The organism is Scandinavium hiltneri (genome assembly GCF_024764835.1).
Lineage (GTDB): Bacteria > Pseudomonadota > Gammaproteobacteria > Enterobacterales > Enterobacteriaceae > Scandinavium > Scandinavium hiltneri.
Window position 1 is genome coordinate 184,641 of sequence record NZ_JALIGE010000075.1, and the last position, 12,630, is coordinate 197,270.

The 12,630-nt window shown below is 53.9% G+C and carries 13 protein-coding genes; 6 read left to right on the top strand and 7 right to left on the bottom strand.

What is annotated here, in order from left to right; all coding sequences use genetic code 11:
• The first annotated feature begins 8 nt into the window (after positions 1-8).
• Together cysM and pdxK are read left to right on the top strand one after the other, a co-directional pair.
• Positions 9-920 (top strand): cysteine synthase CysM, encoded by a 912-nt coding sequence (gene cysM / locus MUU47_RS15900; RefSeq protein WP_258989126.1) that lies wholly within the window; start codon positions 9-11, stop codon positions 918-920.
• Between the two features lie 5 nt (positions 921-925).
• Entirely contained in the window at positions 926-1,762 is an 837-nt protein-coding gene (pdxK, locus tag MUU47_RS15905; protein ID WP_258989127.1) for a pyridoxine/pyridoxal/pyridoxamine kinase, read from the top strand.
• 63 nt (positions 1,763-1,825) lie between these two features.
• On the opposite strand, the gene crr is transcribed toward pdxK, so the two are convergent.
• From crr to cysZ, 5 genes are all read right to left on the bottom strand, one after another.
• Positions 1,826-2,335: a PTS glucose transporter subunit IIA gene (crr, locus tag MUU47_RS15910; RefSeq protein WP_110509079.1), complete on the bottom strand. Its 510-nt coding sequence runs from the start codon at positions 2,333-2,335 to the stop codon at positions 1,826-1,828.
• A gap of 40 nt (positions 2,336-2,375) precedes the next feature.
• Complete coding sequence (gene ptsI, locus MUU47_RS15915) at positions 2,376-4,103, bottom strand: phosphoenolpyruvate-protein phosphotransferase PtsI (RefSeq protein ID WP_110509081.1); 1,728 nt, start codon at positions 4,101-4,103, stop codon at positions 2,376-2,378.
• Between the two features lie 44 nt (positions 4,104-4,147).
• Positions 4,148-4,405 (bottom strand): phosphocarrier protein Hpr, encoded by a 258-nt coding sequence (gene ptsH / locus MUU47_RS15920; protein ID WP_110509083.1) that lies wholly within the window; start codon positions 4,403-4,405, stop codon positions 4,148-4,150.
• A gap of 379 nt (positions 4,406-4,784) precedes the next feature.
• Positions 4,785-5,756 (bottom strand): cysteine synthase A, encoded by a 972-nt coding sequence (cysK, locus tag MUU47_RS15925; RefSeq protein ID WP_258989128.1) that lies wholly within the window; start codon positions 5,754-5,756, stop codon positions 4,785-4,787.
• A 172-nt stretch (positions 5,757-5,928) separates the two neighbouring features.
• A complete protein-coding gene (cysZ, locus tag MUU47_RS15930; RefSeq protein ID WP_258989129.1) occupies positions 5,929-6,684 on the bottom strand; it encodes a sulfate transporter CysZ in 756 nt (251 codons plus the stop codon).
• A 230-nt stretch (positions 6,685-6,914) separates the two neighbouring features.
• Here cysZ and zipA point away from each other — a divergent pair, with 230 nt between their 5' ends.
• The 3 genes from zipA to MUU47_RS15945 all read left to right on the top strand — a co-directional run bounded on the left by zipA (position 6,915) and on the right by MUU47_RS15945 (position 10,248).
• Positions 6,915-7,943 (top strand): cell division protein ZipA, encoded by a 1,029-nt coding sequence (gene zipA, locus MUU47_RS15935; protein WP_258989131.1) that lies wholly within the window; start codon positions 6,915-6,917, stop codon positions 7,941-7,943.
• A gap of 69 nt (positions 7,944-8,012) precedes the next feature.
• On the top strand, positions 8,013-10,028 hold the full coding sequence (gene ligA / locus MUU47_RS15940) for an NAD-dependent DNA ligase LigA (protein WP_258989132.1): 2,016 nt from the start codon (positions 8,013-8,015) through the stop codon (positions 10,026-10,028).
• Position 10,029: 1 nt separating this feature from the next.
• The gene (locus tag MUU47_RS15945; protein ID WP_125353576.1) at positions 10,030-10,248 is read left to right on the top strand and encodes a DUF3820 family protein; all 219 of its coding nucleotides are present in this window, start codon (positions 10,030-10,032) and stop codon (positions 10,246-10,248) included.
• On the opposite strand, the gene MUU47_RS15950 is transcribed toward MUU47_RS15945, so the two are convergent.
• Entirely contained in the window at positions 10,245-11,243 is a 999-nt protein-coding gene (locus tag MUU47_RS15950; protein ID WP_258989133.1) for a bile acid:sodium symporter family protein, read from the bottom strand. The genes MUU47_RS15945 and MUU47_RS15950 overlap by 4 nt on opposite strands.
• Positions 11,244-11,332: 89 nt before the next feature.
• Here MUU47_RS15950 and MUU47_RS15955 point away from each other — a divergent pair, with 89 nt between their 5' ends.
• Complete coding sequence (locus MUU47_RS15955; RefSeq protein ID WP_258965459.1) at positions 11,333-12,259, top strand: LysR family transcriptional regulator; 927 nt, start codon at positions 11,333-11,335, stop codon at positions 12,257-12,259.
• Here MUU47_RS15955 and MUU47_RS15960 read toward each other — a convergent pair.
• Entirely contained in the window at positions 12,250-12,594 is a 345-nt protein-coding gene (locus MUU47_RS15960) for a FlxA-like family protein (protein ID WP_258989393.1), read from the bottom strand. The two genes, MUU47_RS15955 and MUU47_RS15960, sit on opposite strands and share 10 nt — an antisense overlap.
• Positions 12,595-12,630 lie beyond the last annotated feature (36 nt).

A 12,630-nucleotide genomic window follows, 5' to 3' on the forward strand; every position in this document is an offset into this window, starting at 1 on the left:
ACCGGAACGTGAATACATTAGAACAAACCATCGGCAACACACCATTAGTTAAACTCCAGCGTCTCACGCCTGATAACGGCAGTGAAATCTGGGTCAAACTGGAAGGCAACAATCCGGCGGGGTCGGTGAAAGACCGTGCCGCACTATCAATGATTGTGCAGGCGGAAAAACGCGGTGAAATTAAACCGGGCGACGTACTGATTGAAGCCACCAGTGGCAATACCGGCATTGCGCTGGCGATGATCGCCGCGCTGAAGGGCTATCGCATGAAGCTGCTGATGCCCGACAATATGAGCCAGGAGCGCCGGGCGGCGATGCGCGCCTACGGGGCTGAACTGATTCTGGTCAGCAAAGAGCAGGGCATGGAAGGCGCACGCGATTTAGCACTGGAAATGGCTACCCGTGGCGAAGGCAAATTGCTCGACCAGTTTAATAATCCGGATAACCCGTTTGCGCATTACACCACCACCGGGCCTGAAATCTGGCAGCAAACTGAGCAACGGATAACGCATTTCGTGTCCAGCATGGGCACCACCGGCACTATTACCGGGGTGTCGCGTTTTCTGCGCGAGCAGGATAAAAGCGTGACTATTGTGGGGCTACAGCCGGAAGAGGGCAGCAGTATTCCGGGCATTCGCCGCTGGCCTGCGGAATACATGCCGGGCATTTTTAATGCTTCTCTGGTGGATGAGGTCATGGATATTCATCAGCGTGATGCGGAAAATACCATGCGTGAACTGGCGGTGCGGGAAGGTATTTTCTGCGGTGTGAGTTCCGGTGGTGCGGTTGCCGGTGCGCTGCGGGTGGCGAAGGCCAATCCGGGCGCGGTGGTGGTGGCGATTATCTGCGATCGCGGCGATCGGTATTTATCGACCGGCGTGTTCGGTGAAGAGAGTTACAGTCAGGGGGCGGGGATTTAACGGTCATGGAAATGATTCTATTCCGGGATAAAACCCGGGCGCAGCAGGCCGATATTGTGGCCGTGCAGTCTCAGGTCGTGTACGGCAGTGTTGGTAACAGCGTGGCGGTACCGAATATCAAACAGCACCATCTGAACGTACTGGCGGTGCCAACGGTATTGTTCAGCAATACGCCGCATTACGATACCTTTTACGGTGGCGTGATACCTGATGAGTGGTTCAGCGGTTATTTGCGCGCGCTCGAAGAGCGTGATGCGCTGCGTGAACTGAAAGCGGTGACCACAGGCTACATGGGCAGCGCCAGTCAAATTGCGATTCTGGCCAAGTGGCTGAAAGCGATGCGCGAAAAGCATCCACAAATGATGATTCTGGTGGACCCGGTGATCGGCGATACCGACAGCGGCGTGTACGTGAAGCCAGAAATTCCGGCAGCGTACTGCGAACATTTGTTGCCGCTGGCGCAGGGCATTACGCCAAACGTGTTCGAGCTTGGCGTGCTGAGCGGCAAACCGTGCGAGACGCTGGACGAGGCGATTGCCGCAGCAAAAAGCCTGCTGTCTGAGACGCTGAAATGGGTGGCCATTACCAGCGCACCGGTTGCGGACGATAATGACATTCACGTGGTGCTGGTGATAGCAGACAGCGTGGATATCAGTGGCTGGCCCCGCGTGGCGACTGATTTGAAAGGAACGGGCGATTTGTTCTGCTCGGAGTTAATCAGCGCGGTAGTGCAGGGGAAAACGTTGCAGGAGGCCGTGCATTTAGCGGGAAGTCGTGTCGTTGAGGTGATGGCTTACACCCTCGAGAAAGGGTATGACGAACTGATTCTTCCGCCGCGATAACCCTCAACGACAGAAACAAAAATGGCGCCCGAAGGCGCCATTTTTCTATCCATGCGGCATCAATTATTTTTTGATGCGGATAACCGGAGTTTCACCCACGGTCACGCTACCGGACAGTTTGATAAGCTCTTTGATCTCGTCCATGTTGGAGATAACAACCGGAGTCAGGGTAGACTTAGCTTTCTCTTCCAGCAGTGCCAGATCGAACTCGATAACCGGATCGCCAACTTTGACACGCTGGCCTTCTTCCGCGATACGTTTGAAACCTTCGCCTTTCAGTTCAACGGTATCAATACCGAAGTGAACGAACAGCTCAATGCCACTGTCGGACTCGATTGAGAACGCGTGGTTGGTTTCAAAGATTTTACCGATAGTACCATCAACCGGCGCAACCATTTTGTTGCCGGTCGGTTTGATAGCAATGCCATCGCCCACGATTTTCTCAGCAAAAACAACATCCGGCACGTCTTCGATGTTGACGATCTCGCCAGAGAGCGGGGCAACAATCTCAATAGTTCCGGTGTCTTTCTTATCATCAGAAACCAGAGATTTCAGTTTATCGAACAAACCCATGATCTTCTCCTAAGCAGTAATTTGGGCCGCATCTCGTGGATTAGCAGATTGTTTTTTCTTCAATGAACTTGTTAACCAGCGTCATTAACTCGTCCGTTGTCGGTTGAGCAAGAGCCTGCTCTGCTAAAACCTTCGCATCTTCGAAGTTCGTGTTACGGATAATCTTCTTAATGCGCGGGATGGAAATGGCGCTCATAGAGAATTCGTCCAGACCCATACCCAGCAACAGAAGTGTAGCACGTTCATCGCCCGCAAGCTCACCACACATGCCAGTCCACTTGCCTTCAGCATGAGAAGCATCAATAACTTGCTTGATAAGCGTCAGGACAGAAGGAGACATTGGCTGGTAGAGATGCGAAATCATATCATTACCACGGTCAACCGCCAGGGTGTACTGCGTTAAATCATTGGTTCCGATACTAAAGAAATCAACTTCTTTGGCCAGATGACGGGCAATGGTCGCGGCCGCAGGTGTTTCCACCATCACGCCAACTTCGATTGTTTCGTCAAATGCCTTACCTTCGTCACGCAGTTCCTGTTTGAAGATTTCGATCTCTTTGTTCAGTGCACGCACTTCTTCAACAGAGATGATCATCGGGAACATGATGCGCAGTTTACCGAAAGCGGAAGCACGCAGGATGGCACGAAGCTGGTCACGCAGGATCTCTTTACGATCCATAGCGATACGGATTGCACGCCAGCCCAGGAACGGGTTCTCTTCTTTCGGGAAGTTCATGTACGGCAGCTCTTTGTCGCCGCCGATGTCCATGGTGCGGACGATGACCGCCTGAGAGCCACAGGCTTCAGCAACGGCTTTATACGCAGCGAACTGTTCTTCTTCAGTTGGCAGCGAGTCACGGTCCATGAACAGGAATTCTGTACGATACAGGCCGACACCTTCAGCGCCATTGCGCTCTGCACCGTCGACATCACGAACGGTACCGATGTTGGCACAGACTTCAACCTGGTGGCCATCGAGAGTGATCGCTGGCAGGTCTTTCAGTTTTGCCAGTTCAGCTTTCTCTTCAGCAACCTGAGTCTGAATCTTACGCAGCGCTTCGATCTCGTCGTTAGTCGGGTTAACGTAAACTTTGTTGTTAACCGCATCGAGGATCAGATAGTCGCCGGTTTTCACGTCAGTGGTGACGCTGCCGGTGCCCACGATCGCTGGCAATTCAAGGGAACGCGCCATGATTGAGGTGTGGGAAGTACGGCCACCGATATCGGTGATGAAACCCAGCACCTTGTTCAGGTTCAGCTGTGCGGTTTCAGAAGGCGTCAGATCTTTCGCGACCAGGATAACTTCGTCCTGAATAGCGCTTAAATCGATAATTGCCAGACCGAGGATGTTGCGCATCAGGCGCTTACCGATGTCACGTACGTCTGCCGCACGTTCTTTCAGGTATTCATCATCGAGCTCTTCCAGAGCAGTCGCCTGACCTTCGATAATCTCATGCGCTGCTGCATCAGCAGTCATGTGCTTATCTTTAATCAGGGCTATGATTTCCTGCTCCAGCTCCTCATCTTCCAGCAACATAATGTGGCCTTCGAAGATGGCTTCTTTTTCTTCGCCGAACGTTTCGCCAGCCTTCGTTTTAATCGCTTCCAGCTGCGCGGACGCCTTAGCGCGACCACTCAGAAAGCGTTCAACTTCCTGGTCGACGCTATCAGCAGAAATTTTCTTCCGGTCGATGACAATTTCATCTTCTTTCAACAACAATGCTTTGCCGAAAGCGATACCCGGGGATGCTAAAATGCCTGAAATCATAACCCTACCTTACTTGTGACTGATTTTAAAAAGAACTCTTGAACTTACTCGAGTTCAGCCATCAGCTTAACTAAATGCTCAACTGCTTTCTGCTCGTCTTCGCCTTCTGCAGAGAGGGTCACTACGGTGCCCTGGGTCAGACCCAAAGTCTGCAGTTTGAACAGGCTTTTAGCGCTAGCGCTTTTGCCGTTGGAGGTCACGGTGATCTCAGAAGCGAAGCCTTTAGCTTCTTTAACAAACTGAGCGGCAGGGCGAGTGTGCAGACCGTTCGGAGCGGTAATGGTAACTTCTTGCTGGAACATTATATTTCCCCAACTTATAGGTTTAGTGTTGTGGAACTAAAGTCTAGCCTGGCGGCTACACTTTAGCCTGTATAGATTAGCGCCGGCGGATACGAAAGCGATACAGAAGGTCTGACGCAATCCTGGCAGGCACTTCTGGCCGGTGACATTTAGCTCGTCATTAAACATTATGCCGCGAAAGCAAGATTTGAACCAAATCATAAAATCGATTCAGCAAGCGGAAATCCTGAATTGAATAATTTCGCGCATCAAAATAATTGTGATGGTTAAATACCAGACCCGACGGGGGGAAGCAATGCCGGGCGAACCAAAAGTATGACCTGTGCCACAAAAAAGCACCCTATCGGGTGCTTTTTTCGTCATATTTTTACATTTGGCATTACTGTTGCAATTCTTTTTCCGTAAAGAGATCTGCAAACAATGCGGTACTTAAATAACGCTCACCTGAGGACGGTAGGATAACCACAATGTTCTTATTGGTAAAGGTTTCATCTTCCTGCAGTTTCAGCGCTGCAGCGACCGCTGCACCTGAAGATATGCCTGCCAGAATGCCTTCTTCTTCCATCAGGCGACGTGCGGTAGAGATGGCTTCTTCGTTGGTGATGGTGACGACACGATCGATAAGTTTCAGATCAAGGTTACCCGGAATGAAGCCCGCGCCGATACCCTGAATTTTGTGCGGGCCTGGTTTGATCTCTTCGCCAGCCAGCGCCTGGGTGATAACCGGTGAGTCGGTCGGTTCAACCGCGACGCTAATCAAGTCGGTTTTGCCTTTGGTGCCCTTGATGTAGCGCGTTACGCCGGTCAAGGTGCCGCCGGTGCCCACTCCCGAGATAAAGACATCGACCTGACCGTCGGTGTCTTCCCAGATTTCTGGGCCGGTCGTTTTCTCGTGGATTTCCGGGTTGGCCGGGTTGCTGAATTGCTGCAGCAACAGGAATTTTTCAGGATTGTCCGCCACAATTTCTTCGGCTTTCTGAATGGCACCTTTCATGCCTTTCGCGCCTTCGGTCAAAACCAGATTCGCGCCCAGCGCTTTCAGCAGCTTGCGACGTTCAACGCTCATGGTTTCTGGCATGGTCAGCGTCAGCTTGTAGCCACGCGCAGCGGCAACGTAAGCGAGTGCAATCCCGGTGTTACCGCTGGTCGGTTCAACCAGTTCGATACCCGGTTTCAGTACGCCGCGTTTTTCGGCATCCCAAATCATGTTGGCCCCGATTCGGCATTTGACGCTGAAGCTTGGGTTGCGTGATTCCACCTTCGCGAGGATGCGTCCATTACCGATTCGGTTCAGTCGAACCAGCGGCGTATGACCGATTGTCAGCGAGTTATCTTCAAAAATCTTACTCATAGCCCGTCCTTAACTGTATGAAATTTGGGAACGACACCAGCATACGCGGATGCTCATGATGCGGAAGGAAAGTTTTCGTATATCGATATGCTGATGTGAAATAAAGGTTATCAGTATGGAATAAGGGATGGCATTCGCCACCCCTTCATTTACTTTTATATACAGATGACAATCACTTCCAGAGCGCGTGCTTGTCGCGATAGCAATCCACCCACATGGCGGTGGCCCCGCAAATGGCGACGGGCAGAATGACCAGGTTCAGCACCGGGATCATCGTGAACAGGCTGGTCAGCGCACCAAATTGCATATTGGTGACTTTGCGAGCGCGCAGGGCTTCACGCATCGTTTTGAACGGCACTTTGTGGTTATCGAAGGGATAATCGCAGTACTGAATGGCCATCATCCAGGCACTGAACAGGAACCACAGTACCGGCGCGACGGTCTGGCCAATACCCGGAATGAAGTACAGTACCAGCAGAATCAATGCCCGCGGTAAATACCACGCCAGTTTTTGCCATTCGCGCTTCATGATGCGCGGCACGTCTTTCATCACGCCCAGCACGCCGGTATCGGGCGGAGTGGCGCCCGTCAGCCGCGCTTCGAGCTGCTCAGCCAGCAGGCCGCTGAACGGGGCGGCAATCCAGTTAGTGATGGTTGAAAAGAAGTAGCCAAAAACCAGCAGAACGGAAAGCACCACAATCGGCCACAGCAAATAGCTCAGCCATTGCAGCCAGTCAGGTACATGGCCCATCAACGCCGGGATCCAGTTACCGAGTTCGCTAAACAGCCACCAGAACGCGCCGCCCATCAGCACGATATTCACCAGCAAAGGCAGAATCACGAAACGGCGAATGCCCGGCAGGGTGATCAGTTTCCAGCCCTGTGAAAAGTAGTAAACCCCACTACGGGGTGCAGAGGTTGAAACCATGGTCAGGTGATACTCCTTTTAGAAAAGTCCTGGTCATTGCGCGCCTATATTATCGGCTTGCCAGACGATATCCAGTTAGGAAATGTTCGAAAAAACAGCAAAAAGCACGATTTGGTTCATCTTTATGCTCCGAATTCCTGGTACGCACTTGCACTTGAGGTAATGGGCAAATACTCTTAGTGAGTAAATGTTTGCCGTGGTGGCAAGGTGTTAGAACAACAGAGAATATAATGATGCAGGATTTGCGTCTGATATTAATCATTGTTGGCGCGATCGCCATAATTGCATTGCTGGTTCACGGTTTCTGGACCAGTCGCAAAGAACGTTCTTCGATGTTCCGCGATCGCCCAATGAAACGCATGAAATCGCGTAACGACGATGAGTCGGACGACGACAGCTTCGATGACGAGGTTGAAGGCGTAGGTGAAGTTCGTGTTCACCGGGTGAACCCTGCCCAAAACGTACACGCCGGTGAGCAAGACGCTAACCGCCAGGCGCCGCAGCATCAGTACCAGCCGCCTTACGAGCGTCAGGTACCGCAGCAGCCCATTCGCCAGGAAGAGCCGGTACGTCAGCCACCTCAGCCGCAGCAACAGCCTGTGCGTCAACAGCCGCCGGTTCATCAGGCCCCGGAACAGCATCAGCCTGTTCAACAGCCTGTTGCCCCGCAGCAGCCCGTTGTGCCTCAGTATCAGCAGCCGGAGCAGCCTCAGGCGCCACAGCAGCCTGTACCACAGCCGCATGCCCATCAGTCTGCGTCGGTAGAGCAGCCTGTTGCTCAGCAGCCAATTGCTCAGCCTGAGCCTGTTGCAGAGCCGCAGCCGGTGAAACAGGAGCGCAAGGAGACGGTTATCGCCTTGAGCGTTGCCGCGCATCAAGGGTCGCATATCAATGGTGAACTGCTGCGTAACAGCGTTGAGCAGACCGGTTTCGTCTTCGGCGACATGAATATTTACCATCGCCATCTGAATCCTGGCGGCGGTGGCCCGGCGCTGTTCAGCCTCGCGAACATGGTGAAGCCGGGGACATTCGACCCGGAAAACATGGTCGACATGCAAACGCCTGGCGTGGCCATCTTCATGCAGGTGCCGTCTTACGGTGACGAGCTACAAAACTTCAAGTTGATGCTGCAATCTGCGCAGTACATCGCGGATGAAGTCGGTGGTGTGGTGCTGGACGATCAGCGCCGAATGATCACCCCGCAGAAGGTGCGTGAGTATCAGGATCGTATCCGCGAAGTGAAAGACGCCAACGCATAAACGCCCGGCGTATCACACCCCTTCCTGAACCCCCGCCTGTCGGGGGTTTTTTATCATTGATGGTGGGATATGGAACCAATCGAACAACAATTGACTGAACTGCGAACCACGCTTCGCCATCACGAATACCTCTATCACGTAATGGATGCGCCGGAAGTGCCGGACGCCGAATACGACCGCCTGATGCGCGAACTGCGCGAGCTGGAACAGCAACACCCTGAGCTGATTACCTCTGATTCGCCAACGCAGCGCGTAGGCGCCGCGCCGCTGACTTCGTTCAGCCAGATTCGCCATGAAGTGCCGATGCTGTCGCTGGATAACGTCTTCGACGAAGAGAGTTTTGTCGCCTTTAACAAGCGCGTGCAGGACCGACTGAAAAGCACCGATGCGCTGACCTACTGCTGTGAACTGAAGCTTGATGGCCTTGCCGTCAGTATCCTGTATGAAAACGGCGTACTGATTCAGGCGGCAACGCGCGGCGACGGTACCACCGGCGAAGATATTACTGCCAACGTGCGCACCATCCGTGCGATTCCGCTGAAGCTGCGTGGCGACAATATTCCTGCGCGTCTGGAAGTGCGCGGCGAAGTGTTCCTGCCGCAGGCGGGCTTCGAGAAAATCAACGAAGACGCGCGTCGTACCGGCGGCAAACTGTTTGCTAACCCGCGTAATGCGGCGGCAGGTTCACTGCGTCAGCTTGATCCGCGCGTCACCGCGAAGCGACCGCTTACTTTCTTCTGCTACGGTGTAGGAGTGCTGGAAGGCGGCGAACTGCCGGGCAGTCATCTTGGCCGTTTGCAGCAGTTTAAATCCTGGGGCCTGCCGGTCAGCAACCGCGTGAAGTTGTGCAGTTCTCCTGAGGAAGTGCTCGCTTACTACCACAAGGTAGAAGAAGACCGCCCAACGCTCGGGTTTGATATCGACGGCGTGGTTATTAAGGTTGATTCGCTGGAGCTTCAGGAACAGCTGGGCTTTGTGGCGCGTGCGCCGCGCTGGGCTGTGGCGTTTAAATTCCCCGCGCAGGAACAAATGACCTTTGTGCGCGATGTGGAATTCCAGGTCGGGCGCACCGGAGCCATTACGCCCGTGGCGCGTCTGGAGCCGGTGCAGGTCGCTGGCGTACTGGTGAGTAACGCCACGCTGCATAACGCCGATGAAATTGAACGTCTGGGCCTGCGTATTGGCGATAAGGTGGTTATCCGCCGCGCCGGGGATGTCATTCCGCAGGTGGTAAACGTGGTGCTGTCAGAGCGCCCGGATGATACGCGTGTCGTGGAGTTTCCTGCACATTGTCCTGTTTGCGGGTCTGACGTCGAGCGCGTGGAAGGTGAAGTCGTTACCCGCTGCACCGGTGGTTTGATTTGCGGGGCGCAGCGCAAAGAAGCATTGAAGCACTTTGTTTCGCGTCGGGCGCTGGATGTTGACGGCATGGGGGACAAAATTATCGATCAACTGGTCGAGAAAGAGTACGTCCATACGCCGGCGGATCTGTTCCGTTTGACCGCAGGCAAGCTAACCGGACTCGATCGCATGGGGCCTAAATCGGCGCAGAACGTGGTCAGCGCGCTGGAAAAATCGAAAGAAACGACTTTCGCGCGTTTCCTGTATGCGCTCGGTATCCGTGAAGTGGGTGAAGCGACAGCCGCAGGTCTGGCGGCGCATTTCGGCACACTGGAGGCACTGATTTCGGCCTCCATTGAGGATCTGCAAAAGGTGCAGGACGTCGGGATTGTCGTCGCTACCCATGTGTTCAACTTCTTTGCCGAAGAGAGTAACCGCGACGTTATCCAACAGCTTCAGGCAGAAGGTGTTCACTGGCCTGCGCCAGTGGTCATCAATGCCGAAGAGATTGATAGCCCGTTCGCCGGGAAAACCGTGGTACTGACTGGTAGCCTGAGTCAGATGTCACGTGACGATGCCAAAGCGCGTCTGGTTGAACTCGGGGCGAAAGTGGCGGGCAGCGTATCGAAGAAAACCGATTTGGTGATTGCCGGTGAGGCCGCGGGCTCGAAGCTTGTGAAGGCACAAGAGCTTGGCATTGACGTTATCGACGAAGCGGAAATGCTGCGCCTGTTAGGAGTGTAACGTGGAAAAAGAGCAGCTGATTGAAATCGCCAACACCGAGATGCCTTTTGGTAAATACAAAGGCCGGATGCTGATTGATGTACCGGAGGAATATTTGCTGTGGTTTGCCCGTAAGGATGAATTTCCCGCCGGGCGGCTCGGGGAACTGATGGCCATCACGCTGCTGATTAAAACGGAGGGGCTGACCCATCTGGTTCAGCCCCTGAAGCGCAGCCGTTAAGCTTTCGCCTCGTCAACGGCGTTTTTGGCCTGGAGTGCGTCAGTCTGACGTTTGTAGCGACGCGCCAGTCCCGCGCAGACCATCAGCTGGATCTGATGGAAAATCATCAGCGGCAGCACCATCATTCCGATCATGGCAGTCGGGAAGAGAATATTGGCCATCGGGATACCGTTGGCCAGACTCTTTTTCGAACCACAGAACACAATCGTAATCTCATCGGCTTTGTTAAAACCGCCTTTACGCGCCACAAACGTGTTTACGGCAATCACAATCGCCAGCAGCACGATGCTCACCACCACGATAAACAGCAGCGACCCTACGCCAACCTTGTGCCAGATTCCATTGACCACCGCTTCACTGAAGGCGGAGTAAACGACCAGCAGAATCGACGTCTGGTCCGTTTTCGAAATCCACTTCTTATTACGCGACACCCAGGCGGCGGTCCATGGACGAGACAGATGGCCAAGCACGAACGGGAGCAGAAGTTGCAGCATGATTTTGCCGACTTGTTCAAAACTTCCTTCCGCACCGTGCAGATTCATCAGTAACCCAACCAACAGTGGCGAAACGAAAATCCCGAGCAGGCTGGATGCCGATGCTGAACACACTGCCGCCGCGACGTTGCCGCCCGCCATAGACGTAAATGCAATAGCAGACTGCACGGTCGCGGGAAGAATGCACAGATAGATGAAGCCGTTATACAGGGTCGGATCGACATTGATGGGCGCCCAGAGCGCGAAAAGCACGCCGAGTACGGGGAACACCACGAAGGTGCTACACATTACCCAGATGTGCAGTCGCCAATGGCTGCCGCCGGCGATAATCGCTTCGCGAGAGAGTTTGGCGCCGTGCATAAAGAACAGCAGTGCAATGGCGGCGGTGGTCAGGCCTTCAAAGAAAGGCACGTATCCGCCGCGAGCGGGAAACAGGGAAGCCAGCAGAACGACGCTAATCAGCGTCAGTGTAAAAGGGTCGAGAATGCGGAAAAGTTTCATAAACACTCCTGAAAGTCGATGTTGCTATTGTGCTTTCTCTGCTTTGAGAAATAAAATTGATTTATTGCATCCATTGATGAATTAAACAGATGAATTATTCCCTGCGTCAGCTGAAAGTGTTTATTACCGTTGCCCGCGCCAAAAGCTTTAGCCGGGCAGGGGAGATGATTGGCCTGAGCCAGTCGGCGGTGAGTCACAGTGTGAAAGAGCTGGAGCATCAGACCGGCGTAAAGCTGCTCGACCGCACCACGCGAGAAGTGGTACTGACCGAAGCCGGGCAGCAGCTGGCAATTCGGCTTGAGCGTTTGCTCGACGAGCTGAACAGTACTCTGCGTGAAGCCGGACGCGTCGGGCAGCAGCTCGCCGGCACCGTGCGGGTGGCGGCCAGTCAGACCATTTCGGCGCATCTGATCCCGCAGTGCATCGCGGCCAGTAATCAGCGTTATCCTGAAATTGATTTTGTGCTTCACGACCGACCGCAGCGGTGGGTGCTGGAGAGTATTCGTCAGGGGGAAGTGGATTTTGGGATTGTGATAGACCCGGGTGCGGTGGGGGATTTGCAGTGTGAACCGATTCTGTCAGAGCCGTTTTTTGTGTTGTGCCGCGGCGATCATCCTTTTTCCGGGCTTCAAAGCGTTGAGTGGCAGGCGTTGCAGGGGACCAGGATGGTGTTGCAGGATTATGCGTCAGGCAGCCGACCTCTGATCGACGCTGCACTCGCGCATTATGCTATCGAGGCCAATATTGTGCAGGAGATTGGGCATCCGGCGACGCTCTTCCCGATGGTCGAAGCCGGAATTGGGATCAGCATTTTACCCGCGCTGGCGCTACCGTTGCCACAGGGCAGTCAGCTGATGGTTAAACGTCTGACGCCAGTTGTTGATCGGCAATTGATGCTGGCGAGACGTAAAAACCGTTCGCTTTCGACCGCGGCACAGGCTTTGTGGGATGTCGTCGGGCAACAGGCCCAGGCGCTTACCGCCGCCCGTGCCCACGACCCCCTGTATCAGACATAAATATCAATCTGATGATCATCCGACGGATTGTTTACCCCGGTGGCCGGAGTTGAAGGCGTCGCTTGCGCCTGATCTTTTTCGGCCTGCTGGCGTTGGATTTGCGCCAGCTGCGCTTCAAGCATAGTGATTTGCTCCTGAATCATCTCCGCCTGCTTCTGCTTTTCATCCGCATCACCGCCGCCGTCAGCAATGGTTTTCAGCTGCTGGGTCAGTTTGGTTATCTGCTGAGTGATACGCGTGATTTGCGAAGACGCGTCAGTGCCCTGCGGACTGGCGGTAACGGTTGTCGTTTGCAGACCGGGAGCAGAAGAAGAGGGTAACGAAATTGCCGCCATCATGCGTTCCTTTCAATACGGAAAATAGAGTTATCG

Coding starts and splice junctions, on each gene's coding strand:
- ptsI (WP_110509081.1), bottom strand. CDS start 4,103: ATGATTTCAGGCATTTTAGCATCCCCGGGTATCGCTTTCGGCAAAGCA.
- MUU47_RS15955 (WP_258965459.1), top strand. CDS start 11,333: ATGAATTATTCCCTGCGTCAGCTGAAAGTGTTTATTACCGTTGCCCGC.
- zipA (WP_258989131.1), top strand. CDS start 6,915: ATGATGCAGGATTTGCGTCTGATATTAATCATTGTTGGCGCGATCGCC.
- pdxK (WP_258989127.1), top strand. CDS start 926: ATGGAAATGATTCTATTCCGGGATAAAACCCGGGCGCAGCAGGCCGAT.
- ptsH (WP_110509083.1), bottom strand. CDS start 4,405: ATGTTCCAGCAAGAAGTTACCATTACCGCTCCGAACGGTCTGCACACT.
- MUU47_RS15960 (WP_258989393.1), bottom strand. CDS start 12,594: ATGGCGGCAATTTCGTTACCCTCTTCTTCTGCTCCCGGTCTGCAAACG.
- MUU47_RS15950 (WP_258989133.1), bottom strand. CDS start 11,243: ATGAAACTTTTCCGCATTCTCGACCCTTTTACACTGACGCTGATTAGC.
- crr (WP_110509079.1), bottom strand. CDS start 2,335: ATGGGTTTGTTCGATAAACTGAAATCTCTGGTTTCTGATGATAAGAAA.
- cysZ (WP_258989129.1), bottom strand. CDS start 6,684: ATGGTTTCAACCTCTGCACCCCGTAGTGGGGTTTACTACTTTTCACAG.
- ligA (WP_258989132.1), top strand. CDS start 8,013: ATGGAACCAATCGAACAACAATTGACTGAACTGCGAACCACGCTTCGC.
- cysK (WP_258989128.1), bottom strand. CDS start 5,756: ATGAGTAAGATTTTTGAAGATAACTCGCTGACAATCGGTCATACGCCG.